General features: G+C 54.9%; 23 protein-coding genes, 1 tRNA gene and 1 pseudogene. 16 read left to right on the top strand and 9 right to left on the bottom strand.

Going from position 1 to position 25,086, the window contains the following annotated elements:
• Positions 1 to 114 precede the first annotated feature (114 nt).
• A complete protein-coding gene (locus HEQ18_RS08865) occupies positions 115 to 393 on the top strand; it encodes a hypothetical protein (protein ID WP_432814422.1) in 279 nt (92 codons plus the stop codon).
• A gap of 140 nt (positions 394 to 533) precedes the next feature.
• On the opposite strand, the gene HEQ18_RS08870 is transcribed toward HEQ18_RS08865, so the two are convergent.
• Positions 534 to 1,607 (bottom strand): serine hydrolase, encoded by a 1,074-nt coding sequence (locus HEQ18_RS08870; protein ID WP_432814423.1) that lies wholly within the window; start codon positions 1,605 to 1,607, stop codon positions 534 to 536.
• A 245-nt stretch (positions 1,608 to 1,852) separates the two neighbouring features.
• Positions 1,853 to 2,311 (bottom strand): preQ(1) synthase, encoded by a 459-nt coding sequence (gene queF, locus HEQ18_RS08875; RefSeq protein WP_397606290.1) that lies wholly within the window; start codon positions 2,309 to 2,311, stop codon positions 1,853 to 1,855.
• Between the two features lie 151 nt (positions 2,312 to 2,462).
• On the opposite strand from queF, the gene HEQ18_RS08880 reads away from it, so the two are divergent.
• From HEQ18_RS08880 to metC, 3 genes are all read left to right on the top strand, one after another.
• Positions 2,463 to 3,986: a cryptochrome/photolyase family protein gene (locus HEQ18_RS08880; RefSeq protein WP_432814424.1), complete on the top strand. Its 1,524-nt coding sequence runs from the start codon at positions 2,463 to 2,465 to the stop codon at positions 3,984 to 3,986.
• Positions 3,987 to 4,047: 61 nt separating this feature from the next.
• Positions 4,048 to 4,890, top strand: a complete 843-nt coding sequence (sseA, locus tag HEQ18_RS08885; protein ID WP_432814425.1) for a 3-mercaptopyruvate sulfurtransferase — start codon at positions 4,048 to 4,050, stop codon at positions 4,888 to 4,890.
• Positions 4,845 to 6,068 (top strand): cystathionine beta-lyase, encoded by a 1,224-nt coding sequence (gene metC, locus HEQ18_RS08890; protein WP_432814426.1) that lies wholly within the window; start codon positions 4,845 to 4,847, stop codon positions 6,066 to 6,068. Before sseA ends, metC begins: the two co-directional genes overlap by 46 nt.
• Positions 6,069 to 6,071: 3 nt before the next feature.
• Here metC and HEQ18_RS08895 read toward each other — a convergent pair whose 3' ends face one another.
• Positions 6,072 to 6,941, bottom strand: coding sequence for a 3-hydroxyacyl-CoA dehydrogenase NAD-binding domain-containing protein (locus HEQ18_RS08895; RefSeq protein WP_432814427.1), 870 nt, complete (start codon positions 6,939 to 6,941; stop codon positions 6,072 to 6,074).
• A 189-nt stretch (positions 6,942 to 7,130) separates the two neighbouring features.
• On the opposite strand from HEQ18_RS08895, the gene HEQ18_RS08900 reads away from it, so the two are divergent.
• Positions 7,131 to 8,450 (top strand): homoserine dehydrogenase, encoded by a 1,320-nt coding sequence (locus HEQ18_RS08900; protein ID WP_432814428.1) that lies wholly within the window; start codon positions 7,131 to 7,133, stop codon positions 8,448 to 8,450.
• On the opposite strand, the gene HEQ18_RS08905 is transcribed toward HEQ18_RS08900, so the two are convergent.
• Positions 8,451 to 8,870, bottom strand: a complete 420-nt coding sequence (locus tag HEQ18_RS08905) for a hypothetical protein (protein WP_432814429.1) — start codon at positions 8,868 to 8,870, stop codon at positions 8,451 to 8,453.
• A gap of 105 nt (positions 8,871 to 8,975) precedes the next feature.
• Here HEQ18_RS08905 and glpX point away from each other — a divergent pair, with 105 nt between their 5' ends.
• On the top strand, positions 8,976 to 9,959 hold the full coding sequence (gene glpX, locus HEQ18_RS08910) for a class II fructose-bisphosphatase (RefSeq protein ID WP_432814430.1): 984 nt from the start codon (positions 8,976 to 8,978) through the stop codon (positions 9,957 to 9,959).
• A 3-nt stretch (positions 9,960 to 9,962) separates the two neighbouring features.
• Here the strand turns inward: glpX and HEQ18_RS08915 are convergent, their stop codons facing one another.
• Complete coding sequence (locus HEQ18_RS08915) at positions 9,963 to 10,454, bottom strand: flavodoxin family protein (RefSeq protein WP_432814431.1); 492 nt, start codon at positions 10,452 to 10,454, stop codon at positions 9,963 to 9,965.
• A 41-nt stretch (positions 10,455 to 10,495) separates the two neighbouring features.
• On the opposite strand from HEQ18_RS08915, the gene recJ reads away from it, so the two are divergent.
• From recJ to HEQ18_RS08930, 3 genes are all read left to right on the top strand, one after another.
• Entirely contained in the window at positions 10,496 to 12,262 is a 1,767-nt protein-coding gene (recJ, locus tag HEQ18_RS08920) for a single-stranded-DNA-specific exonuclease RecJ (protein ID WP_432815982.1), read from the top strand.
• 66 nt (positions 12,263 to 12,328) lie between these two features.
• Positions 12,329 to 12,403 (top strand) — tRNA-Glu (locus HEQ18_RS08925).
• Between the two features lie 101 nt (positions 12,404 to 12,504).
• Positions 12,505 to 14,484: a DUF6538 domain-containing protein gene (locus tag HEQ18_RS08930; RefSeq protein WP_432814432.1), complete on the top strand. Its 1,980-nt coding sequence runs from the start codon at positions 12,505 to 12,507 to the stop codon at positions 14,482 to 14,484.
• 122 nt (positions 14,485 to 14,606) lie between these two features.
• Here HEQ18_RS08930 and HEQ18_RS08935 read toward each other — a convergent pair whose 3' ends face one another.
• From HEQ18_RS08935 to HEQ18_RS08950, 4 genes are all read right to left on the bottom strand, one after another.
• A complete protein-coding gene (locus tag HEQ18_RS08935) occupies positions 14,607 to 15,479 on the bottom strand; it encodes a hypothetical protein (protein ID WP_432814433.1) in 873 nt (290 codons plus the stop codon).
• 107 nt (positions 15,480 to 15,586) lie between these two features.
• Positions 15,587 to 16,198 (bottom strand): hypothetical protein, encoded by a 612-nt coding sequence (locus tag HEQ18_RS08940; RefSeq protein WP_432814434.1) that lies wholly within the window; start codon positions 16,196 to 16,198, stop codon positions 15,587 to 15,589.
• Between the two features lie 117 nt (positions 16,199 to 16,315).
• Positions 16,316 to 17,116, bottom strand: a complete 801-nt coding sequence (locus HEQ18_RS08945) for a hypothetical protein (RefSeq protein WP_432814435.1) — start codon at positions 17,114 to 17,116, stop codon at positions 16,316 to 16,318.
• A 242-nt stretch (positions 17,117 to 17,358) separates the two neighbouring features.
• A complete protein-coding gene (locus HEQ18_RS08950) occupies positions 17,359 to 18,279 on the bottom strand; it encodes a DNA N-6-adenine-methyltransferase (protein WP_432814436.1) in 921 nt (306 codons plus the stop codon).
• A gap of 703 nt (positions 18,280 to 18,982) precedes the next feature.
• Between HEQ18_RS08950 and HEQ18_RS08955 the strand changes: the two genes are divergently transcribed.
• The 7 genes and pseudogenes from HEQ18_RS08955 to HEQ18_RS08985 all read left to right on the top strand — a co-directional run bounded on the left by HEQ18_RS08955 (position 18,983) and on the right by HEQ18_RS08985 (position 24,875).
• The gene (locus HEQ18_RS08955) at positions 18,983 to 19,321 is read left to right on the top strand and encodes a hypothetical protein (protein ID WP_432814437.1); all 339 of its coding nucleotides are present in this window, start codon (positions 18,983 to 18,985) and stop codon (positions 19,319 to 19,321) included.
• A gap of 120 nt (positions 19,322 to 19,441) precedes the next feature.
• Positions 19,442 to 20,650 (top strand): annotated as a pseudogene (locus HEQ18_RS08960) (IS3 family transposase).
• A gap of 244 nt (positions 20,651 to 20,894) precedes the next feature.
• Complete coding sequence (locus HEQ18_RS08965) at positions 20,895 to 21,344, top strand: cytochrome c maturation protein CcmE (RefSeq protein ID WP_432814438.1); 450 nt, start codon at positions 20,895 to 20,897, stop codon at positions 21,342 to 21,344.
• A gap of 27 nt (positions 21,345 to 21,371) precedes the next feature.
• Positions 21,372 to 23,303 carry a heme lyase CcmF/NrfE family subunit gene (locus HEQ18_RS08970; protein WP_432814439.1) on the top strand — a complete coding sequence of 644 codons (1,932 nt, stop codon included), beginning with the start codon at positions 21,372 to 21,374 and terminating at the stop codon, positions 23,301 to 23,303.
• Positions 23,300 to 23,830: a redoxin family protein gene (locus HEQ18_RS08975; protein ID WP_432814440.1), complete on the top strand. Its 531-nt coding sequence runs from the start codon at positions 23,300 to 23,302 to the stop codon at positions 23,828 to 23,830. The genes HEQ18_RS08970 and HEQ18_RS08975 overlap by 4 nt, the downstream gene beginning before the upstream one ends.
• Positions 23,827 to 24,228: a cytochrome c-type biogenesis protein gene (locus HEQ18_RS08980; RefSeq protein ID WP_432814441.1), complete on the top strand. Its 402-nt coding sequence runs from the start codon at positions 23,827 to 23,829 to the stop codon at positions 24,226 to 24,228. The genes HEQ18_RS08975 and HEQ18_RS08980 overlap by 4 nt, the downstream gene beginning before the upstream one ends.
• Positions 24,225 to 24,875, top strand: a complete 651-nt coding sequence (locus HEQ18_RS08985; protein WP_432814442.1) for a tetratricopeptide repeat protein — start codon at positions 24,225 to 24,227, stop codon at positions 24,873 to 24,875. The genes HEQ18_RS08980 and HEQ18_RS08985 overlap by 4 nt, the downstream gene beginning before the upstream one ends.
• Positions 24,876 to 25,086: the final 211 nt, after the last annotated feature.

Consider the following 25,086-nt stretch of genomic DNA (forward strand, 5'->3'; position numbering starts at 1 on the left):
AAAAAGCGCATTGCCAGCGAATTATGAACGGGCTAGAGGGCTTTTCGCAGGCAAGCTGCAATACTTGCAACGTGCCTGTCAGGTTTTCATAAGTTTTGCTAGGGGGTTTCCCATATGAAGAAAATTGCTGTATCTCTCGTTCTTGCCGCTTCGCTCGGTTTGGCCGCTTGTTCAGGTGCTGAAGAAGCAACCACAGAAGCAACCACAGAAGCAACCACAGAAGCTGCTGACGCCGCTGTTGAAGGCGCTGAAGTAGCTACCGATGCTGCTGCTGCAACTGAAGCCGCTGCAACTGACGCTGCTGCAACTGCAACTGACGCCGCTGCAACTGCAACCGGCGCCGCTGCAGAAGCTGGTGCCGCTGCAGACGCTGCGAAAGAAGCTGCGAAGTAATATTCGCGCTTTCTAAGCGAAAGCATTTTGATAAGGGCTGTCCTGTTTACGGGACGGCCCTTTTCTTTGTCTGCGGCAATTTCTGTGTCGGCGGCAAGCGGCTGGGCCATGTCTTTGGCCACCCGAATTCGCGGCGATGATTATTGTCCGTGATATGTGGCGATAGTGCGCGACACGAACTGCATGAATGACATGCGTTGCGGAATAGGCGCGGTCGTACTGCCCATCATAACGGCCACCGCATAACGCGTGCCGTCAGGCGCAGTCATGATGCCGATATCATTATAGCCTGTTGAAACCGGCGGCAGAATTTGCCCCGTACCCGTCTTGTGCACAAAGCGCCAACCTGCCGGCACACCAGCCCTCAACCGGTTTGGACCGCTTGATGTACGGGACATTATTCCCAAAATCAGACGCGTCGATGCAGGAGAGAGCAACTCGCCCTTAGCCAATTTCGCCAACGCACGGACTATCGCCTCAGGACTTGCCCCGTCGACGGGATCGGCAAGATAGCGATCTAACGCTGCTTTGCGTGTCGCCAGTGGAACCTCTGCACGCGCAGCGTAAAAGCGGCGTCCAATGGCATATTCTTGGCGCCACTCCAGCCCGGCTATCGCGCTTTGCATCAAACGCTCACCCGGGCCAAAGCGGATGGCACCCAGTTTTTTGCGCAGCAGGAAATTCTGCACAGCCTGCGGACCACCCGCTGTGCGCAGCAGCGAATCATTGGCGGTGTTATCGCTGCCGATGATCGCTTGTTCGAGCAACGAGAGCACCGTTACTTCGATCTCGCCATTGGCGATAACGGAATCGCGAATGGGCTGATGAAAGACCGCAAGGTCATCGCGCGTAATACGTATTTTTTGGTCCAGCCGGACCTTATTTTGGTCGACCAAGTCCAAAATCGTCAGCGCCACCCATGTTTTGGATACGCTTTGCTGCGGGAATAGCGCGTCAACGCGTTTGCCGGTTATCCATTCGCCACCATCGATACGCATAATAGCAACGCCCGTGCGACCCGGAAAAATACGCCATTGTTCATTCAACAGATTTTCAAGTCCTACAGGTGCGCGGACAACCGCTGGGTGAATTTGAGCTGCCGGCGTCGGTGGCTTTTGCGACGGCAGTGGCCGATTCACGACGGGCGCAGGCAGTGTTCGTGACGGTGCGCGCTCTGCAGCGACACATGCCGACAGCACGGACAGTATCGCCAAAGAGGCGATGCCTTTGCGACGCGCGTCTTGAGCGCCTATTTGCCAAGCTTTTGCTATTTGGACCATGACGTCAGGATAGAACATACCCTCATTGGATAACAGCCCCTACGCATTTTTTGCGACGAACGATTCTTGAACATCGACGAGATGAGAAAGTAGCGGCGGTAGGGTTGACCTCGCCGCCACGGCCCTGGGTTTGCGTGGCAAACCTTTGAGGCGCGGATATTGGGCGAGCCGTTAATAGCTTAGCCGCGACCGCGATAGGGCCGAACACCCTGATCGGGTAACCACAGACCCTTGGGTGGCTCCCCCGATTGCCAGAACACATCAATCGGTATGCCGCCGCGCGGATACCAATAGCCGCCGATACGCAGCCAATGCGGTTTCATCTCCGAGAAAAGACGCTGGCCGATGCCAACGGTGCAGTCTTCATGAAAGGCGGCGTGATTGCGGAATGAACCCAAAAACAGCTTCAACGATTTCGATTCGACGATTGTCGCATCTGGCGCATAATCGATGACCAAATGCGCGAAATCAGGCTGCGCCGTGACTGGGCAAAGCGAGGTAAATTCAGGCACCGCAAAGCGCGCGAGATACAGCGTATCCGGGCGCGGATTGGGAACATAATCGAGTTGCGCCTCTTCAGGTGTTTGGGGAAGCGCGCTTTGCGCCCCAAGAAATTTGGGCTTTAGTGTGTCAGTCATGATCGCGCATTTAGCGGTTTCGCCGCGCGAAGCAAACGGGTGATGGCAAATATCGCCAACGGTTCGGGAATACATAGGTCCTGACCCGAACCCCCCGTCTTTCTTGAATCCCTGTATCGCCCTTGAATGCGCGCCGCGCTATGGCGCAGACATGACAATTTTGATTCCCATATTTGGCGACCAGCTAAGCCACGGCCTGTCTTCTTTGGCGGAGCAGGACAAAAAAGCATGCGTCATCTTGATGGCGGAGGTGAACGAAGAAACCGAATATGTGCCGCATCATAAATCCAAAATGGCGTATATTCTGTCCGCCATGCGCCACCATGCAGAGGATCTGCGCAGCGCAGGTTGGACCGTCGATTACGTAAAACTGACCGAGGCCAAAAACAGCGGTAGCTTCACCGGCGAAGTCGCGCGCGCAATCGAGCGGCACAAAGTCTCCGCACTGCGCGTGACTGAGGCGGGCGAGTGGCGCGTAAAGGCGATGCTCGATAGCTGGCCCGACCGTTTTGATATGCCGGTGACAATCCTACCCGACGACAGGTTTTTGTGCACCCATGCCGAATTTGAAAACTGGGCAAAGGACCGCAAGCGGTTGCGCATGGAGTATTTTTATCGCGATATGCGTCGTAAGTCCGGCCTGCTCATGAACGGCGATGCGCCCGAAGGTGGGCAATGGAATTTCGACGCAGAAAACCGCAAACCCGCCAAGCGCGATCTGACGATGCCAAAGCCCCTGCATTTTGCGCCTAATGCGGTGACGCAAGATGTCATCCAGTTGGTTGAGAGCCGTTATGGTGACAATATCGGACAGACGGCCAAATTCGGCTTTGCCGTGACCCGTGCAGATGCGTTGCAGCAGCAAAAGCATTTCCTGGTGCATGCTTTGCCCAATTTTGGCGATTATCAGGACGCGATGCTGACCGGCGAACCGTTTTTATGGCACGCGATCCTCTCGCCCTATATCAATGCCGGCTTACTTGACCCGCTTGAGCTGTGTCGCGCGGTTGAGGTGCAATATCGGGCGGGCAAGGTTCCGATTAACGCCGCGGAAGGCTTTATCCGGCAAGTCATTGGCTGGCGCGAATATGTACGCGGCATTTACTGGCATGCTGGCCCCGAATATGTGGAGAGCAACGCGCTGGCCGCGACCCGGCCCCTGCCTGCATTTTACTGGACGGGCAAAACCGACATGCTTTGCCTGTCGCAGGCGATTGGCCAGACAATCGCGCATAGCTACGCGCATCATATCCAGCGGCTAATGATCACGGGCAATTTTGCCTTGCTGGCAGGGGTCGACCCGAAGCAAGTGCATTTATGGTATCTGGCCGTTTATGCCGATGCCTATGAATGGGTGGAATTGCCCAACAGCCTCGGCATGAGCCAGTTTGCCGACGGCGGCATGCTTGCGTCAAAACCCTATGCGGCGAGCGGTGCCTATATTAACCGCATGTCCGATTATTGCACACATTGCCGTTATGACGTCAAACAACGCGTTGGACCAAAAGCATGTCCTTTCAACGCGTTATATTGGGAATTCATTGCCCGGAACGAAGGCAAGCTGCGCAAAAACCCGCGCATGGCGATGCCGTATAAAAATTGGGAGCGGATGACGGACGCAGATAAAACAGCGCTTCGCAGCCATGCGCAGCAGTTTCTGGAAACACTTGGATAGTTTGAAAAAGCAGCTTATCCTGCAGGGAACAAGAATCATATATGCGGGCAAGGACGAAATCATGGAATTGTTAGTAAGCACCGATTGGTTAGCGAACGAGATCGGCGCGTCCGACCTTCGCGTGGTCGATGCAACATGGTTCATGCCCGATGCGGGCCGCAATGCGCAGGCAGAATATGAAGGCGGGCATATTCCATCGGCCGTGTTCATGGATTTGGAAGAACTTGCCGACGCCAATAGCAGCTTGCCGAACACATTGCCGCCGCCCGAAAAATTCGCGAGCCGTATGCAATCGCTCGGACTTGGGGACGGCAGCCGCATCGTGGTGTATGATGACAGCCCGTTCAAGTCTGCCGCCCGCGCCTGGTGGATGCTGACTTTGTTTGGCGCACATGATGTGGCAATCCTTGATGGCGGCATCGCCAAATGGAAAGCCGAAGGTCGCCCGCTTGAAACCGGCAAACCCACCTTGCGCCATCGCCACTTTACCGTGTGGAAAGATGACAAGGCCGTGCGTAGCAAGGCAGACATGCTCGCCAATTTACATAGCAAAGACGCAAGTATCGTCGATGCACGCGGTGCTGGCCGTTTTACCGGCGAAGAAGCCGAGCCGCGGCCTGAAATGGCGTCAGGCCATATTCCCGGCAGCCGCAACTTGCCATTTAGCCAGCTTTTCAACGCAGATGGAACGTGGAAGCGCGGCGCGGAATTGACACAAGCCTTTACCGACGCGGGCGTGGATTTGAACACACCCATGATCACCTCCTGCGGGTCGGGCATGACTGCTGCGGTCGTCCTTTTTGGGGCGCGGTTGACTGGCAAGACCGATGTAGCATTATATGATGGTAGCTGGTCCGAATGGGGCCTCGATGCGGACACCCCCAAAGCGCAGGGTGCGGCTTGAGTTCTGACAAGCCCCAAAAGCCCTCCACTAAAATAGTCACTGCGGGACGAAGGGCTTCATTAACCGGCCCGGTCGTCAATGTGCCCATTTGGCGCGCGAGCACGCATTTATACCCGGATGTCGCCGCGCTCGAAGCTGGCAAGGCATCGAACGAAGATGGCCGCTTTTTCTACGGCCGCCGAGGCTCGCCAACACAATGGTCGCTGGCCGAGGCGCTCACCGAGATGGAGCCCGGCGCGCATGGAACGATGCTATATCCGTCGGGTGTAGCCGCTATTGCTTGCGCGTTGCTGTCGGTCCTTGCGCCCGGCGATGTGCTGTTGATGACCGACAATGCTTATGACCCAAGTCGTTCATTCGCAGAAGGCTTCCTGAAGCGCTTTGGCGTTGAGACGCGTTATTTTGACCCGCATACGGCCGACTATGATTCGGTATTCTGTGACCACAGCAAAGCGATCTTGTTGGAGTCACCCGGAAGCCTGACCTTTGAGGTTCAAGACATTCCCGCCATTTGCGCAGCGGCCAAAAAACATAATGTCGTCACTTTGCTCGATAACACGTGGGCGACATCTTATTTCCATACGGCGCTCGACAAAGGCATCGATATGGCGATCTTATCGTGCACCAAATATATTGTGGGCCATAGTGACGTCATGATGGGCAGCGTCACCACGCATGCGAAATTTTGGGCGAAATTGCGCCAAACCGCGCAGCAGCTTGGTCAGACAGTGTCACCCGACGATGCCTATCTCGCCAGTCGCGGCTTGCGGACATTATCTGTGCGGATGAAGGCACATGAGACCTCCGCGCTGCAGATCGCCAAATGGTTGCAGACCCAAGCAGATGTTGCAGCGGTATTCCATCCCGCGCTGCCGGAATGCCCAGGGCATGACATTTGGAAGCGTGACTTTACGGGCGCGTCGGGCCTGTTCTCGTTCATCCATAAAGGTGACGCCGCAACCGCCGCCGCCTTTGTGGACACGTTGGAATTGTTCGGCATTGGCTATAGCTGGGGCGGCTTTGAGAGCCTTGCTTTGCCCGTCCACCCCGAAAAATATCGGTCAGCAGTGCCTTGGGACAAGCAAGGCACCCTCATCCGCCTGCAAATCGGGCTGGAAGATACCGACGATTTGATCGCAGATCTTGAGGCAGCCTTTATCACGGCGCGCCTTACGTAAGCCTCAGCGTGTTGGCACGGGCACGTCCCCGGAATAATCGTAAAATCCGCGCTTTACCTTGCGGCCATACCATCCGGCCTCAACATATTTTTGCAGCAAGGGCGCAGGGCGGAACTTTGGATCGCCCGTCGATTGAAACAGTATATTGGTGATTTCAAGACAGGTATCTAGCCCGATAAAATCTGCCAAGGTCAGCGGCCCCATGGGGTGATTGAGGCCAAGCTGGCAGGCGGTATCGATATCGCGCATGTTGGCAACGCCTTCGCCAAGCGCAAAGATTGCTTCGTTGATCATGGGCATCAACACGCGGTTGACGATGAAGCCCGGTGCGTCATTGGCAAAGACCAATTGCTTGCCAAGCTTTTCGCCATATTGGCGCACGACGTCGACGGTGGCGTCGGTCGTCGCAAGCCCACGAATGATTTCAATCAGGCCCATGACGGGCACCGGATTGAAGAAATGGACGCCAATAAATCTTTTTGGGTCGGACGACGCCTGCGCCAAACGGGTTATCGGGATGGACGATGTGTTCGATGCCAGCACCGCCTGATGGCCAAGGATTTTGCCCACAGCCTCAAATATCTTGCGCTTGATATCCTCGCGCTCGGTCGCCGCTTCGATGATCAGCCCGGCATCAGCCATCGGTTCATAGCTGGCGGCGGGCTCAATGCGCGCCAACACTGTGTCGGCTTCTACCTGCCCCATTTTCTCTTTGGCGACCAAGCGGGCCAAGGCTTTGGCAATGCTGGCTTTGCCTGCTTCGGCCTTGGCCAGATCAAGGTCGGATAGATAGACATGATAGCCAGCAGCAGCGCTCACTTGCGATATGCCTGCACCCATTTGACCTGCCCCGATAACACCAATTGCACGCATTTTTTCACTCCGATTTCGCATATCTCCGGACTCTAGCGAACCCCATGCCCAAGCGCCAGCCTTGCGCTTGTCTTATGCCTTTGGCGCGCACACCCGCAAGGGTATCGCAAGCTTGGGCTAGCGTTTCCATCAATTTCCACTTAAGCGCGGCATAAATGCTCCAGATTCAAGGCAGAAAGTCATTTAGCCATGTCCACACCCGTTCGTCATGCACCCCTTAAAGTGGGCCTCGCTGGACTTGGAACCGTGGGCAGTGGTGTCATTCGCCTGATTCAGGAAAATGCAGCGCTTATTGCGCGCAGAGCCGGCCGCGAGATCAAGATTGTGGCTATTACGGCGCGTGACCGGACGAAAAATCGCGGCGTTGATCTGTCGCCTTATCGCTGGGTCGACGACATGGGGCAGCTTGCTACGGCGGACGATGTTGACGTTGTGGTTGAACTCGTCGGAGGATCCGATGGTCCCGCCCTGACCTTGGCTCGCGAGACTTTGTCCAACGGGCGCGCTTTGGTGACCGCCAACAAGGCGATGATCGCGCATCATGGTTTCGAGCTTGCGGCTTTGGCGGAGAGCAAGCAGGCCGCGCTCAAATTTGAAGCGGCTGTTGCCGGAGGTATTCCTGTCATTCAAGGTCTGCGCGATGGTGCCGCCGCCAACCGCATTGACCGAGTCTATGGCATTCTCAATGGCACATGCAATTTCATCCTGTCCACTATGGAACGCGACGGGCTGGATTTTGCGCAGGTTCTTTCCGATGCGCAGGCAAAGGGCTTTGCCGAAGCCGATCCGTCGTTCGACATTGACGGGATCGATGCGGCACATAAGCTTTCGATTCTTGCTTCCTTAAGCTTTGGCTCTGTCATCGACTTTGGCGGAGTTGAGGCGCGCGGTGTGCGTAAAATCTTGGCGGCGGACATCGCGCAGGCCAAAACCTTGGGCTATCGTATCCGGCTGATTGGCCTTGCTGAAATTGACGGCGACAATGGATCGTCGACTATTTTTCAGCGCGTTGAGCCGTGCCTCGTGCCGCTGAGCCACCCGCTCGCAGTTGTCACAGGCGCAACCAACGCCGTCGTCGCCGAGGGCAATTTCTCGGGCCGCCTGCTGTTCCAAGGCGCAGGCGCAGGCGACAAGCCAACAGCGTCAGCGGTCGTCGCCGATTTGGTCGATATTGCGCGCAAGGAAACCGGCCCTGCATTCTCTATGCCGTCGGCTGAACTTGAAAAGCTGCCGCGCGCAGCCTCGGCGCACCGGATCAGCAAAACTTATTTGCGCATGTTGGTGGCCGACCGGGTCGGTGTGCTCGCGGAAATCACCGCAGCGATGCGCGATGCGGGGCTGTCGATTGAAAGCCTCATCCAAACCGAGGCAGGTGACGATGGTTCGGCATTGATTGCCATGGTTACACATGCCGGGCCGGAGCAAGCCATCAACGACACCATAAATGCGCTTTCAACATCCGATAGCTTGCTTGGCGAGCCGATGGTGATGCACATTTTGGGCGAATGATCAGGGCGGTGCGTTCTCGCCGTCGGTGACAATCATATCCGGTTCAGGCAGCCCTTTGAGCACTTCTTCCAAGGGGATTGCCGGCGGCGGAACATAGCCGAACGAAGATGTCCAAAATGGCGGAATTTTAGGGATTGGCGAGCAGCAGGCCGCGCGCAGTTGCGAGACCGCCTCGCCCGGGCGGATACGGTTTTCATCAGGAGGACCTCGATCCGTAAACATGCGCTGGCTTTTGTTGTCGGGATTTTCGCCGCACACGACAATTTCGTCGGTTGCAGGATATTTAACGCAGCCATCTTCATCGACCGCAATTATCCGCCGGGCTTTTTCGATCTGTTTCGCAATTTCGTCATCGCTCAATGGCTGCGCAGAAACGACGGAAGCAGAAAGTGCCATGGCGGCGACAAGTAATCTCGACATTTAGCCACGCCTTCCCTATCGGAACCGCAGTGCCGACGTTAACGCCCCAGATGCCGAAATTTCTTTCCCCAGAAACCCGATATTTCAAATGACTAGGAAAAAACAATGACTGCAGCAAGCCAAATCCTCGACCGCGTCCTTGTTTTGGAAATGGTGCGGGTGACGGAAGCTGCAGCCATCGCAGCGGCGAAGCTTATTGGTCGCGGCGATGAGAAGGCAGCGGATGCCGCCGCCGTCGAAGCGATGCGCGCTGCCTTGAACGAATTATATATGGATGGAACGGTGGTCATCGGTGAAGGCGAGCGGGACGAAGCGCCGATGCTGTTCATTGGTGAAAAGGTCGGATCGGCGATTGGCACTGGTCCCAAAATCGACATCGCGCTAGATCCGTTGGAGGGCACTACCATCACCGCAAAGGCCGGCCCGAACGCACTGGCCGTTCTGGCCGTGGCCGAAGAAGGCAATTTACTCAACGCGCCCGATGTCTACATGGACAAGATCGCAGTTGGCCCCGGCTATTCACCCAACATCGTCAATCTCGACAAATCGGTGGCTGAAAATGTTGCTGCTGTTGCCGCCGAAAAAGGCGTGCCGCCGCATGAGCTGATTGTGTGCGTGCTTGACCGTCCCCGCCATGAAAAGATGATCGGCGAACTGCGCGAAATTGGCTGCGGCGTTATGCTTATCCCCGATGGCGACGTCGCCGGTGTGATAGCAACCACGAACCCCGACACGACCGTTGACATCTATATGGGTAGCGGCGGCGCGCCAGAGGGCGTGCTGGCAGCCGCTGCTTTGCGTTGCGTCGGTGGCCAGTTCAAGGGCCGCTTGCTGTTCCGCAATGACGATGAGCGGCTGCGCGCCCGCAAATGGGGTATCGAGGATCTCGACAAAATCTATGATCTTGAAGAACTGGCCAAAGGCGACTGTATCTTTGCCGCTACGGGCGTTACGCATGGTTCCTTGCTTGAGGGCGTAAAGACCCTTCGTGATGGCCGCGTGACCACCGAAAGTGTGGTGATGCGCGCCTCATCGGGTACCGTCCGCTGGGTCAAGAGCGAGCATCGGAAAGCCGCCAATATCGGCTGATATTCAGTAAATACCCATGTGCAGACCCGTCGCGATCTGCCCGCCAATTTCCGCTGCCGCTGATAGCTGCGCACCATCAATAGTTTTGGCCGCCAATATCGCCGCTTGTGTCTGCGCATGCGTGCACACAATCACCGTTGGCAGTATTTGTCGCAGCCGCCAGCCCGTCGCGATCCGCTCGGCCTGCGCAACCGCATTGCGTCCATCCGAGCCAGCGCAAACGATCATCGCATAAGGCCGCCCGTTCAATGCGCCAAGGCACGGATAATAGCATCGGTCGAAAAAGCTTTTCATGCCCCCGCTGATCGCCGCCAGATTTTCAGGAAAGATGAACAGATAGCCATCCGCCGCCAACATATGTTCAGGGTCGGCCTCTGCTGCGTTCAGCATCAGCACATGCACGCTTTGCACCCGCACCGCGCCGTCATGGGCCGCCTGCGCCAGAGCCTTCGACCCGCCGGTCATGCTGTGCCAGATTATTGCCAGTTGCTTCATCCCCCCTTGCTAGCACCAGCAGCGCGCCATAGGGAAGTATGATGAAGCCAGTCCTCGACATACATCACTCCATCCTTGAACAAGCCTGGCATTGGCGGGGCAGCGGCACCGATGGCCGCGACCCAGATTTTCAGCCTGACGATCTTGTAACCCAGTTGCTCATGGCGCGCGGTGTCCCGCGCGACGATATCGAGCGGCACCGCAACCCGACCATCCGCAACTTCATGCCCGACCCGGCGATCTTTCAGGATATGGAAAATGCGGCACTTCGACTGGCACAGGCAGTTGAGGATGGGGAGCAGATCACCGTCTATGGCGATTACGACGTCGATGGCGCGACCAGCGCAGCTTTGCTCATCCGCTTGCTGCGCAATTTGGGGCTGGACGCAGGCTATTATATCCCGGACCGCTTGATGGAGGGCTATGGCCCCTCTGGCGAAGCCTTGGTCCGTATTGGCGATGGCGGCAGCCGCTTGATCGTCACCGTTGATTGCGGAGCCATGGCCTATGACGCCTTGTCGCAAGCCAAGGCCGCTGGGCTCGAGGTCATCGTTGTCGACCATCATAAATGCGCCACAGAGCTTCCTGAGGCCTTTGCCTTGGTCAACCCCAACCGACTGGACGAAACCGACGCGGCGGCGTCCCACGGGCATCTGGCGGCGGTTGGCGTGGCGTTCCTTTTGGGGGCGGCGTTGATCCGCACGCTGCGCACCCGTGGTTATTTCGCCGCCCGGCCCGAACCCAAAATCATGGAGCTACTCGATATCGTGGCCTTGGGCACCGTGGCCGATGTGGCGCAGCTGCGCGGGCTGAACCGCGCGTTCGTTGCACAAGGGCTGAAGGTCATGGCCGCGCGCCGCAACATAGGTCTGTCTGCGCTCATTCAGGCGAGCCGCCTGACCCGCGCACCGATATGCTCCGACCTTGGCTTTGCCTTGGGCCCACGTATCAACGCCGGCGGCCGCGTCGGCAAATCTGACCTTGGCGTGCGCTTGCTGATCACCGAAGACCCCATCGAAGCACAAGACATCGCGATGGAGCTTGACCGCCTGAATGAAGAACGCCGCGCGATTGAATCTGTGGTGCAGGAACAGGCCGAGGCCATGTTGGCCGGACAACATAACCGCGCAGTGGCGTTGTTATCGGGCGAAGGCTGGCATCCGGGTGTCATTGGTATTGTCGCTGGCCGCATCAAAGAAAAAACCGGCAAGCCATCCATCGTCATTGCCGTCGACGAAAATGGCGTCGGCAAAGGATCGGGCCGGTCCATCGCGGGTGTTGACCTGGGCGCGGCAATCATTTCGGCACGCGAGTCTGGATTGCTGGTCGCAGGCGGTGGCCATGCCATGGCAGCCGGCCTGACCGTCGCGCGCGATAAAATTGATGCCTTGGCCGATTGGCTCGACGCACGACTGGCAACAGATGTCGCCAACGCATCGGGGGCCAAGGCGTTGCTGATCGACGCCATAGTCGCGCCGCGCGGCCTGAACCCCATTTTTGTCGACGCCATGGAGTCCGCTGGACCTTATGGCATGGGCTGGCCCGGGCCGCGGGTAGTCACAGGGCCATTGCGAATCATCAAATGCGATATTGTCGGCAAGGACCATGTCCGCGCGATTGTTGCGGGCGATGATGGCCAGTCGTTCAAAGCCATGGCATTTCGGCAGGGCGAGACCGTTCTTGGTCAGACCATGCTCCACGCCGATCGCGGTCGCCGCTATTGGTTTGCAGGCCGCGCCAAGACCGATGACTGGGGCGCAACGCCAAAAGCCGAGTTGCATGTCGACGACATTGCCTTTGCCGACTGAATTTGCGCCAACTTGGCCTTGACGGGGGCAGAACGAATCCGTAAAGGCGCGGCTCGCCAAGCGATTGGCCCCTTCGTCTAGCGGTTAGGACGCGGCCCTTTCACGGCTGAAACACGGGTTCGATTCCCGTAGGGGTCACCACCTACATATTAATTGTAGGTCATCTGCCGAAATAACGCAATACGTGGACTTGTTAGCCGCCAGGTGATACAAAATGGTGGTCCATAATGCGATATCGAGTCATGAAACCCTTTAAGCATCATAAAAGTAAAAATCCTTGGTTTCGCCAAGTCGTTCCGGCCGACTTGCGAGGTGTTGTTGGCAAAAGTGAGATCAGGCTTTCGCTGGGAAATGTCAGCCACGCCGAGGCCACTGCAAAAATAACTGCTCTTAGCGCTAAATGGGCTGCCGAGTTTGCTCGCTTGCGGAACGAACGCATTGTTGACTCAGGTAAGCTTGCGATCGAATACAGCGAGGCTTTTTTTGAAAGTTTAAGAGCCAAAGGAGTTGAATACGCTGATAGAGCCGTGCTCATCATGTTGCGCGTTATATCCGACGCAATCGTTTCGTCGTGGGGCAGACGATCGCTAGCAGAGAATGATGCCCAAGAAATTGTGGGCTATGCAATCGGGGACGATCACCCAGAAAACGACGAACTGAGCGAATTGGAACTGATACCAGAGGCAGATCGAGCTATGCTGATTGGGCGCCTGCGGATAGCTTCCAAGGATTCCGAGTTGTTCGGTTCAGCATTTCGCGAGGTTATAGCATATGCTCTCGCAAAGGAGCGGTGGGATTGGTTCGCCTTTCCGGTTGCAATGACGGAAGACGCTGCAAAAGTCACAATCCATCCTAACGGCGCGATGTTTGCACTCGTAGCACGGGAGATGGGCACGCGATTAATCGATTATCGCTCGCCGCGGTGGAATGAGAAGCTATTGCGCTCAATGGGTTACCTTGGCAGCTTAAACGAGATAGCCACTCCACAACTGGATAACGCGGGTACCCAATCGGCTAATCCAACTGTTGCGACCCATTCGATCAGTTCTGCGACAGTCATGGATAAGCACCTATCTGAAGCATTTGCGTTGTGGGAGAAGATGGCAACACCCGGAGAAAGCGCAAAGGTTGAGGCGAGACGCTGTCAGCTTCGCTTTACCGATTTATACGGCGACTTGCTTCTGTCGTCTATTACACCGAATGTCGTTCGCGATTACCGGAATAACCTTTTAGATATCCCAAAAGGTATTGATGTTAAGAAGCTTTTGTCATCCGGGGAAAAGCTGGCAGATGTCATCGCTGACGCCTTAAAGAAAGAGGCTGTGGACCAAAAGAAGCAGGGACTAAGCCCGACCGATAAGATCTACGAACGTCTACATGCCACAAGTGTAAAAAAAGAAGTTGGCATTCTATCAGCTGTCTTCGGTATTGCCATCGGCGAAGGTTGGATGAGCACTAACCCAGCGCAAAATATAAAAATTCCAGGCTTCACAAAGAGTCGACGAGGTCAATCCGTTCGGCGCAAGCCATTTACAAAGAACCAAATTGCAACTCTGTTTGCTTCAGCAGTCTTCACTGGATGTGGTGGTTCTTCTGGTGCGAAGCGCCACGATCCGGGTCTGATGATTGTGCAAGATCCAATGTATTGGGTATTTCTTTTCGGAGCGACAAACGGGTGTCGGCTTGAAGAAATAGGTCAAGTCAATCTTGCGGATATCGGCACCGGCCTTGATGATCATAAAAATCCGTTTACGTTCATTCAAATTACGGATGAAGGCGAAGGCCAGACCGTCAAGTCGGACGATTCCATCCGCTGTATCATCGTTCACCCGCAGCTTATCAGATTAGGTTTCAACGATTATGTTGCACGCCGCCGCGCTTTAGGTGCCACGACACTTTTCGACCTTGAACGCAAGGGTAAGCGTAAAATGATGACGGGCGCGTTAAGCCAGAAGGTCAACAGATATATTGATCGTCACGTTACAACTGACAAACGCTACGTATGGTATTCCACGCGGCATGCCTTCTCTGATCGGGCATTAAAAATACCAAGAGAAATTGCTAGGCAAATGATTGGCCACAGCCACGGTGGACTTTATGGCTCTGGATTGCCCGCCGAAGAGTTAGCTTCGGTATTTGGGGATTTGGACGTAAGTTTTATAGACTGGGACGTGATGGTGCGGGCCGTAGAGCGCGCAAAACGGGAAAACCTCCTGCTTTGACTTTCGAAGCGACGTTCGCCTTCCTGACGTTGCAAAGAACATCGAGTCGGATTGCCGGCACAAGGGCGGGACCATTCAATTGATCCCGCCCGTTTGCTTGTTAACGGCCCGTCTGATGGCGGTTATGCCGCAAGCCTCTCCGCCGCTCTCGCTTGCCGCCGACGGTGCAGGTCCCACCCGCGGCTTCGCAAGTTTAGCCACTTACTCCACGGACAGGCGGCCGCAAGCTCTGCGAAAATCGTGGCATCGCTCGCGTGAACATCACTGCTGACCCGTGCGACCGAGATCAAGTGCCGATTGGCAATGATGGCTGTCGTGAACACATCAGCCAATACCTGCTCGCGCACGTCGTCCCATTGGCCATGCTCAACAGCCTTGCCGATTGCTTTCGAAGCCATGGGCTTAGCTGGAATACCAACAGCATGCGCATATTCCGGCATGTGGACATAATGCCCTTGGCCACGAAGAACGTTAGACAGATCGATGCGGTCACGGCTGTGCGGGTGGCTGTCGCGAAGCATTTTGGGCAGGACCAGCCCATGCGTTGCAGCTGTTCGCCGCAATGTCGGCATTTCTTTGCACTCGGTTCCCCAACCTACTGGCACCGCACCGGGATGGCGGTCGAGCAGGCCGAAGAACGCTTTGACCATTTCCACCTCATCATGTGTGCGCGCATCAAGCACGCTCACATTGTGAACAAGAGGCTGACTGGCTCCAGGAGGGTAAGTGATCAACGCCCAGGCTCCGGCGACCACATGATGATAGGGCCACTTGCATTTAAACTTGCCGTCTGGATCTTCAGTCTGGCGGTAGGCAACGTAGCTGCGCAGGTCATATGCATATTCAAAATCGAATATGCAGAAGGTCTGAGGCGTCAGCCGCTCGAGAGATTTTTGCCGGGTAAAGGCGATGGCGTCTTGGCCAAATGTGGTGTCGCCATCGTTGGCGGCGGTGTTGTAGATACTCATAAGATTGTATTCCTTGGATAGATACACGAAAGCCCGCCAATGGCGGGCTTTCGTGGGTGTGATTGTGAAAATATGGAGTAGTGATGTATTGAGAGTTATTGCTCGGCTAGCGCCTCCTTTGGTTGTGGTGATGTTCAGACAATCGAACTAAGCGTGCGCCAATGGTCATAGTCAGCCATGGCCCGCCTAAGGTCCTCAGCACTAAGCCACTCATGGGCAATCAAGAGCCAGACGCTCTGCGCCTTTGCCGACAGCGCGCGTTCCAGAACGCACGGATTCAACTGACGGTTAAGGTCGTGCCAGTCTGCCGGAAGGGCATAGTCGCTCGCCAACTGCTCCAAGCTATGAGAGCCAACACGGTCATACCATTCGGCGTCTCTGACATCATTTGCCAAAGCGGCCCGCAGCCGCAGCAAAGACGGCTTGGCACTTTCATCGCGGGGCTCGCCATCCGGGACCCTAACGAGCGCCGCAACGATGCGGTCGAGCCGGTAACCTGCTAAGCTGTCGTCAGGGTCAAGATGGCTGGTGAGCGCGTCCAGCACCCCGACGCTGTCGGTCTGGACTTGCAAATCACTGACGTGCCGGGCTTCACTAAACCGGAAACCTCTGCCCTGACGTTCGACCTTCAACACCGCAAAGGCGTCGATATAGACGAAATAAGGCATATGGGTTGCGCAAGCGTTAGCATCGGCAATGACGAAATTGGGGACAATTATTGCCATTTTGGCAGGGTATTCAGACATAGAATTTATCCTTTTTGTAAGCGTAGAAAATCACTCGCCAGTCATGGTCGCTGGCGGCGGGAAGCAGTTCTTGTTGATTGGTGTTTACAGTTAAGCCCGGCGGCTCAACTTAGGAGTTTAAAAGGCGAGCGTCTTCTCGGTGAAATATGCCGTGGTCGCACGGTCTTCCAGTGCGCGAATACCCTCATCCACCCGGTGCAGAAGGCGAAGGCGTGCTCGCTCTGTATTCCACGACAGGCAGCTAAAAGAGTTTAAATGCGCAAGACCGCTATTAGATATCCAGGTGGCAAGGTCGCCGATGAGGCTGGAGGCATAAGCAGGATCGTTGCTGCGCAGACCCTGCACGAGTGCAAACAGCGCAAGCGTCGAGGTGACATCTTCTTCGCAATACCGCATGACCGCTTCTATGCCTTCGTCGTGCAGCATGTCAGCGACGTCGCCGCCACTTCCGTTGCTCTTCACCGGGATCCCGGCACTTTCACACAGCATCTCAAGGCTTGTTCGAGGTGCCGATCCAAAGTTGGTAATCAAATCTGCAACGTCAATGTGCGATCCGCTATTACGGTTTGCTACCCATGCATTGGTCAGGTTGTCACAATCAAAGACCGATGCGCGCATGGCTGTCATGGTCAGCACAGGCAAATCAAACCCTTTCCCATTGAATGTTACGCAGCGCCGTCCAGCAAGCAGTTCATCGATGCGCATGATAGCGGCTCGCTCGTCATCAAATGTGATGCTTTCAAGTCCGAACGTCCACTCGCCATAGGCCGCCTGATCGGCCGTTAGCACGCTTGCCACAATGGGCCGGTGCGTTGGCCATTGCGGAAATTTATCATCTAGCGCTGGCGGTGCCAGCGTCTCGATATCGAGCGAGGCAACGCGGCTCGGTGCTTTTGTATAGGTTGATCTGAAATGCATTATGGTCTCCTTATCAAGACCCGGCTGGAGCATTAGCGACATGCCAATTTTTCCAACTCCTTCCGGATCTCAAACCGGAAATCTTTTTTACTGCCTTCTCTTTTGTTTTTTGTGTTCTGCACTGGTTGTGGCGTGTGCATGCGCGTTGTGCGCGTTTTCCAATAATGCGTTCAGCGGTGATGCTGCGAATGCAGGATCAAAACTGATGCAATGTGATCATGCACCTGGGCTGCCTGCGGCAATCACGCCGTCAACGACGAGACAGCCACATCCGGCGCCCGCGTCATCCAAAATCCGGGGACGAGCGACGCAAAGCGCATTCTTTGCTCTGTCGATGCGCCCAATGTCAGCAGCATGAGCGAGAATGGTGTCGGCTGCCCCTTCCCCTCACTATCAAGAAATCGGACGCGCCCCTGTAGCAGATAGATATCAGCAACGGGGCTTAGCGTTTCGTGGAACCAGGCGGAATCTGAGCGGACTGGCACAAGGCAGACTACCGTCTGGACATTGCCAGCTTGCCATTGGGCAAACGCTCGCTTCAACCAAATGAGCAATGCCGAAAATGGCGGGTTCATGAACGCCAGTCGCCCCGACCAGTCATCAACCAGGCCGTCGCCCCCTTCACTAAGTATAATGCGTCGGCGCGCAATGACCGGACTTAAAAGATGGGCGCAAGGGTCCAGGTCGATCTCGCCAAAGGCAGCATAGATGTGTTCCATAAAGTCCGGTGGCGTAAACCGGCTGTCCCGGTCAAATTTGTCGCCCGCACCCCAATAGGCCCGTTCCGGCGCGCGCCTACCTGCCTTTGGGGCAATCACGGTCAATAGACACAGCAAGCTGCGGACAGAGCCACGTCCGCACTCGAGGCTAGCAATGGTCGCCCGCGAGAGCCCGGTTCGTTTTGCCACCGTTTCCAAAGAAAGCCCCTTTTTTTGACGGCAGCCTCGCAGTTGCTCGCTTAGGGTCCCTCCCGGACCCATACCAATCAACTGGAAGTCCAGCGCTGCCATTGCTTCCACCAGCATGGGGACTGACCCGACGCCAGCCTCCAACCGTTTGATCATCTGCGGCTTAACGCCGAGCTTTGCGGCAAGTGATGCCTGAGACTGGCCACATGACCGGCGCGCTGCACGCAATTCAGTGAGTAATATATGATCCATCATGGTATCATATATTAGACGGTCTTGTATGAAAAGGTTTGGGCTGTTCTGCGCAACCAAGCACACCAAGAATTTGCGTTCGCCATTATCAGAGCAGCAATTCAGCTGGCGCACATCGCGAGCTTTCGAAGCTCTGCCGGATACCTGCTGAAAGCGGACGTTGTTAGTTCTTGACCGGTTGGGCCATTGTTCCCCGTCAGCACCAATGGCACAGATTTGATGTGGTCATTCAGGGCCTCCCAATTGTGCATTGGGATGTGGTGTCATAAATATTATATCTATTTTACATATGTTTATGGTGACTTCGGGATGATTATCCTAAAATTTTAGGATAACTTGCATCACCTGCACCAGTTTGCTTACCCGGGTAAGCAAGCGCTCGATTGCAATGCTTGAAGCCTTATCATTGCATAAGCCCACTGGTTACCTGCACCAATCTTCCAACTGAAGTAGCCAATCTTGACCGCTGCAATTCTGTTACCTTAATCGATTAAGGTAGCAGCTCATCCCACCACCCCTATCGATCTGGAACCTTATAGATTGAATGCTTCCGAAATACTGAATCGGACATATGGTGATATTTTTGATAAAATTGGCCAAACCTTGACATTAAGACGTCGTCTGGTTAATATCGTCCCATCGATGCAGTGTTGCACTGCACGATAATCCCAAACATTTTTAATATAATCCGGACAGGAGAGTTCATATGGCTCGCTCTTTTGACACTTGTAGTGCGACCTATTTAAATAATTCAATTATTTTTAAAAAATCACATGAATATTTTTCAAATAAAAATATTTATACATATCATTCATTATGTCGTTCGAAGCAGCGCTGCATTCCTGAATTCGCCATTGATTTGGTTTTGGATTATGGAAAAGCTTCCTCTGCTGGGAAAGGTGCGGAGAGCTATTCGTTTGATAATCGCTCCTGGCGCAAAGTCTGTAAGCTTCTGGGAGCAGACGTCCGCCGGTATGAGAAATACCGAAATATCTACGTTATTGTAGTAGGTGGAACTATTGTTACGGTCGCTTGGCGGCATTGAAGCCCATCTAGTTCGGGTATTCTGCAACTGGCTTATTGCAGCCCCCTGTTAACTATGGACTTGTAACGGTTTCGTGCCGGTCACTTGAGAGTTAAACACTCATACAAGGAGACCGAAGAGATGATGAAGCATACAGAAGATTTCAAACAAGAGGCCGTCCGGATTGCTTTGACCAGCGGATTGTCACGGCGGCGTGTTGCTGCTGACCTGGGCGTTGGATTGTCGACGCTGGGCAAGTGGATATCGCAGTATCGGCCAACCGATCTGGTATCAGCGCCGCAAGCGGATTTAGCCCGCGAGAATGAACGCCTGCGCTTAGAGAACCGTATCCTCAAGGAGGAGAGGGAGATACTAAAAAAGGCTACCCAGTTCTTCGCGAGCCTCGGCAAGTGAGGTTCGCATTCGTGCACAACTGGCGGCATGTCTGGCCAGTGGAGATGCTTTGCCGCGTGATGCAGGTATCGACGCGCGGTTACCGGTCCTGGCACGCACGGCCGACAAGCCGACGGTCACGCGGTGACATGAAAGTGCTGGCCCACATCCGTGAACAATATGGCCTCAGTCTCGGCAGCTATGGCCGTCCTCGCATGACTATGGAGTTGGGCCGAAGGCAACGCCCGTAGGGCGGTAACGAGGTAGGGCTCGTTGTAGGCGAGCGCCGTGTTGGCCGTTTAATGCGGATCAACGGGAGCGCAGGTAACTTATGATCCGGGGGATCATAAAGCCAAGCCCGGTTCGCACCCGCAAGCATAAGGTCACCACCAACAGTAATCATCGTCTTGGCATCGCTGCGAACTGGCTGGACGGCGATTTTGTTGCCGCTGCTCCTAACCAAAAATGGGCAGGCGACATTACCTACATATGGACTGCCGAGGGTTGGCTCTACCTCGCTGTTGTTCTTGATCTACACAGCCGCCGTGTCGTTGGCTGGGCGGTCAGCGACAGAATGACCCGAAGGGCGGCGTAGCCAACAAGGATCTGGCAATCAGGGCGCTGGATATGGCGGTAAACCTGCGGCAACCCGCCGAAGGCTGCATCTTCCATTCTGATCGCGGCAGCCAATACTGTGCGTATGATTATCAAAAGAAATTGCAGGCCTACGGCCTGCGGCCATCGATGAGCGGCAAAGGTAATTGTTACGACAATGCATCCGTTGAGACGTTCTTCAAATCGCTGAAGGCGGAGCTGATCTGGCGTCAGAAATGGTCAACACGAAGGCAGGCAGAGGCAGCAGTCTTCCAATACATCAACGGGTTCTACAACACCCGTCGCCGCCACTCGTATCTGGGTGGCATCAGCCCGCTGGCGTTCGAAGCAAAGGTGGCATAATGACATAAGTGACCGGCGCAAAACTGTTACAAGTCCATTCAAACCGAATCCATTTGCGTAATGCTGTTGGAGTGCTAGTGACTCACGTTAGTTATGCATTCTCGCCAATCCTGCACGTTTCTTTCGTATCGCAAAGCCGTTTATCCCAGCATTACTCTGGCCGGGACTTTTGTTTACGCTTGCTGCATGCATCCGGGGGCATTTCTCACACCGACTAAACGGCTGATGAACTTCGGGAGCGGTCATGAAGGCTACACGTCAGCGTTTAGTATTGACCGTCGTTGCGGAAGTCGCGCTGGTTGGTGCTGGCCTGATCGCCGCATCAGCCTTGCGCGAAGATGCGTCCTATTTTTATACCCCGACAACCTTGGCATCTGCTAATGTTGCTCTGGGAAAAGCCATCAGACGAGGCGGTATGACTCAAAAAGGATCCATTGTGCCTGGCGGAGATGGGGAGTCGATAACCTTCACGGTTCAAGACCAAGGACGCAGCCAGAAGCTCGCGTATCGCGGGATAACCCCTGACCTTTTTGTCGAAAGCTCAGGCGTCGTTGCAGACCGTCGACTTGGACCTGCCCGCGTGTTCGTGGCCGATAGCTTGCTCGCCAAGCATTACGAAAACTACGTACCCAAAGAATTGGCTGACATCGATATGAATAAAGCCGGACAGACGAAAGACACGTTTGTACTATGACGAAGTTATCGAGATGAGGACTTATACATGATTGCAGAAGCCGGATTGGTGGCTCTTTGGCTTGCTGCGTCAATGGCGCTTCTTCAGCTGATTGCCGGGTTGACTTTGTTGCGTTCTGGGGCGGGGCAGTTCGTGGCGATCATCAAACCAGCCGCTTATGTGCAGGGCGCGCTGTGTACGTTTGCGTTCTTCGCTCTCATGTGGCTGTTTTACGTTACTGATCTGTCCGTACTTTTGGTGGCAAACAACAGTCACATTGATAAGCCACTGATATTCAAACTCGCTGGCACTTGGGGTAATCATGAAGGCTCGATGCTTTTATGGGTTACCATATTGTCTGTGTCAGGCGCTGCGATAGCATTTCTGGAAAAGCGTATTGAGGCAAAGACACTGTCCGCCACGTTGGCCGTGCAAGGTTTTCTTGCACTTGGGTTTTTTGCGTTTTTGCTGCTTTCCTCAAACCCCTTTGAACGCCTTGTTCCCGCGCCGATAGAGGGTGCTGGCCTCAACCCGTTACTTCAGGACGTTGGCCTCGCGTTCCACCCGCCAACATTATATTTCGGCTATGTCGGCCTTTCGATCGCATTCTCTTTCGCAGTTGGCGCGTTGCTAACCAATCAGGTCGGGCCAGCCTTCGCACGCGCTATGCGGCCATGGGTGTTAGGCGCATGGATTTTCCTGACTATTGGTATCGCTGCAGGCAGCTACTGGGCGTATTATGAGTTGGGCTGGGGTGGCTGGTGGTTTTGGGACCCAGTTGAAAACGCGTCGCTGATGCCTTGGCTCGCGGCGACTGCTCTGCTGCATTCGGTCAGTATTCTTGCCTCGCGTAATGCGTTACGTGCGTGGACCATCATGCTTGCTCTGGTCGCCTTTGCGATGTCGATGGCAGGTACGTTCCTTGTGCGCTCTGGCATATTAACCAGCGTTCACGCCTTTGCCGTCGACCCGGAACGTGGATCGTTCATTCTAGCGCTGATGCTTCTTTACACCGGCCTTGCGTTTGTCATTTTTGCCTTGCGTATCGGGACAGTCAAGCAGGGTGAGCCCTTCCAACTGCTCAGCCGTGAAGGTGGGATTGTCGCAAATAATATATTCCTAAGTGTCATTTTGGCGGTTGTTTTGATCGGAACACTCTACCCACTTGCGGCAGAGGCAGTCGGCGAGAAGATATCCGTCGGTCCGCCATATTTTAACAAGGCGACGGTTCCGATCGCCGTCCTTTTGATGCTGGCTTTGTTGGTGGGGCCTCTGTTGCGGTGGCGCCGCGATGATCTGGGTCGTCTAAAATATTGGTTCATTGGTGCGGCCGCGATCCTATTGATGAGTTGTCTTGCTCTATGGAAATTTGCTCCAGAAATCGGGGTATTCCCTCTGTTGGGTATCGCATTGTCCATTGCCCTCGCGGTAGCGGCATGGATGCCCCTTAGGGGCCGCAAGCTGCTGCGCACGCCTGCCCCGGTATTTGGCATGGTCATCGCGCATTTTGGTTTAGCTGTCAGCGTCTTTGGCATGGCGGCGGAATCAGGCTTTTCGTCTGAAACCCTCACGGCGCTTGTACCCGGTGAAAGCGCAAAGGTTGCCGGTTGGGAGGTTAAGCTTAACGACGTGAACCCCGTCGCCGGTGACAATTGGGTTGCTGTAGAAGGCGAAATGATAGTTGCGAAAAATGGCAATGAATTCGTGCTTCATCCGCAATCACGGCAATTCTTTACGCCTCCAATGCAGACGAGCGAGGCGGCTTTGCTGACCCGATGGAATGGCCAATTATATGCCGTTATTGCCCAGCCCGACCAAGAGGGTGATGGCCGCTGGCAAGTGCGTTTATGGTGGAAACCCTTCGTGACGTTCATTTGGTTCGGCGCATTACTGGTTGCTCTCGGCGGCGCTATTGCGCTTTTGGGTCGCATGTTCCGTCGGACGAAGAAACCAGCTAAAAGCGCGTGGCAATCCGAATGAAACGGTCATGGCTTTTATGGACACCGCTTGCGGTCACGGCATGCATTGGCGGGCTGGCGGCTTACGGTCTGGTCGTGCCGAAAGACGATCAAGTCCGTTCGGCAATGATTGGGCAAAAGCTTCCTGAATTTGCTTTACCCCCCGCGACACAGGGCGTTTTGCCATTATCAAACACAGATATGGGTGATGGGAAGCCACGGCTGCTCAACATTTTTGCCAGCTGGTGCATCCCTTGCAAGGCCGAAGCGCCTCAGCTTGAGGCCTTAAAAGCCGCGGGCGTCGAAATTGACGGGATCGCTATTCGCGATCGTCCACAAGATGTCGCTGCTTTTTTGGACGAATTTGGCAATCCGTATCGCCGCATTGGAGGCGATAGCGAAATGGCGGTCCAGCTTAAACTGGGGTCGTCAGGGGTGCCTGAAACTTATGTAATCGCCGCCGATGGCACGATACTATTTCAGCATATCGGAGACATCCGCACAGAGCATGTTCCAATGCTCATCGAAAAATTGAAGGCGACTAAATGAGAGTATTCGTCCCTGTTTTGCTGATGTTAGCGACACCCGCTTTTGCCCAAGGCAGCGGGCCAACGCCTGCCTTGGCAAATCGTCAGCTTCCCGATCCCGAGAAAGAGGCGGAGGCCACGCGCCTGATGCATAGTTTGCGCTGTATCCAGTGCCAAGGCCAGTCCATCGCCGACAGCGATGCATCTATGGCTGCAACGATGCGTGCCGAAGTGCGCCAACAAATTCTTGCCGGACAAAAGCCCGAGGCTATCCGCGTCTGGATGATCGAACGTTATGGCGAGTGGGTTAGCTTTGAACCCGATTTCAAGGGTGCTGGACTGCTGCTCTGGCTTACGCCACTTATCTTGCTCTTTGTATCGTTTTGGCTGGCGCGCGGGCTGTTTAGGAGGCGTACATGAACGGTTGGATTGTACTTGGCCTTTTGTCGGTCCTCAGCCTGTTAGTGCTGACCTGGTTTGTGCGTTCGTCAAAGGGGCTTTGGCAAATTGCTGCTGCCGCCGTGTTATTAGGAATGACTGGCTACGCTCTGCAGGGGCGCCCATCAGCACCATCTTCACCCGCCAAGTCCCTGGCGGCTAATGAGATTGGTGCAACGCAGCTTATCGATATTCGCGCTGACATGGACCAAAGTTTCGGTGGCGCAAAACGCTGGCTCGTCACCGCTGATTCATTTGCCAAGCAAGGGGATTATGCATCAGCCGCATCATATATTCAGTCAGGACTGCGCAGTGACCCGAAAAATTCGGATCTTTGGTCTGCGCTGGGGCTACAACTTATGCTGGCGAGTGAGGGTCAGATGTCCCCTCCGGCGCAGTTGGCCTTCGACAAAGCGCGGGCTATCCGGCCCAATAACCCCGCGCCATATTATTTCGCCGGCCTTGCCCGCATCATTAGCGGTGACCTAAATGGTGGTGTCTTCTTGTGGGAAAAAACCCTTTCGCTCGCGACACCAAATGCGAAGTGGAAAGTTAGCATTGAGACGCAAATTCAAGCTGCCAAAGCATTGCAGGCTGAAACCGCGCAAACGCAACAAATAACTCAATAACTAACCGAAAAAATTATATTTTTAGCTATTCGACGTAACCTTGCTTTGTGGTGAAGCGGGTGAGGTAATACCAAGCTGCGGTGAGGCTGACTCAGATTTGGGATTCCCAAACGGTGGAAAGTCTGATTCTATGTTGTTCTTCATTTGGAGGACGTGACATGGGTGTCGATGGCGGAGTAAACTGCCCCAGTTATGACATTTGAATATTCCC

It is taken from the genome of Sphingorhabdus sp., assembly GCF_050921905.1.
GTDB lineage: Bacteria > Pseudomonadota > Alphaproteobacteria > Sphingomonadales > Sphingomonadaceae > Sphingorhabdus_B.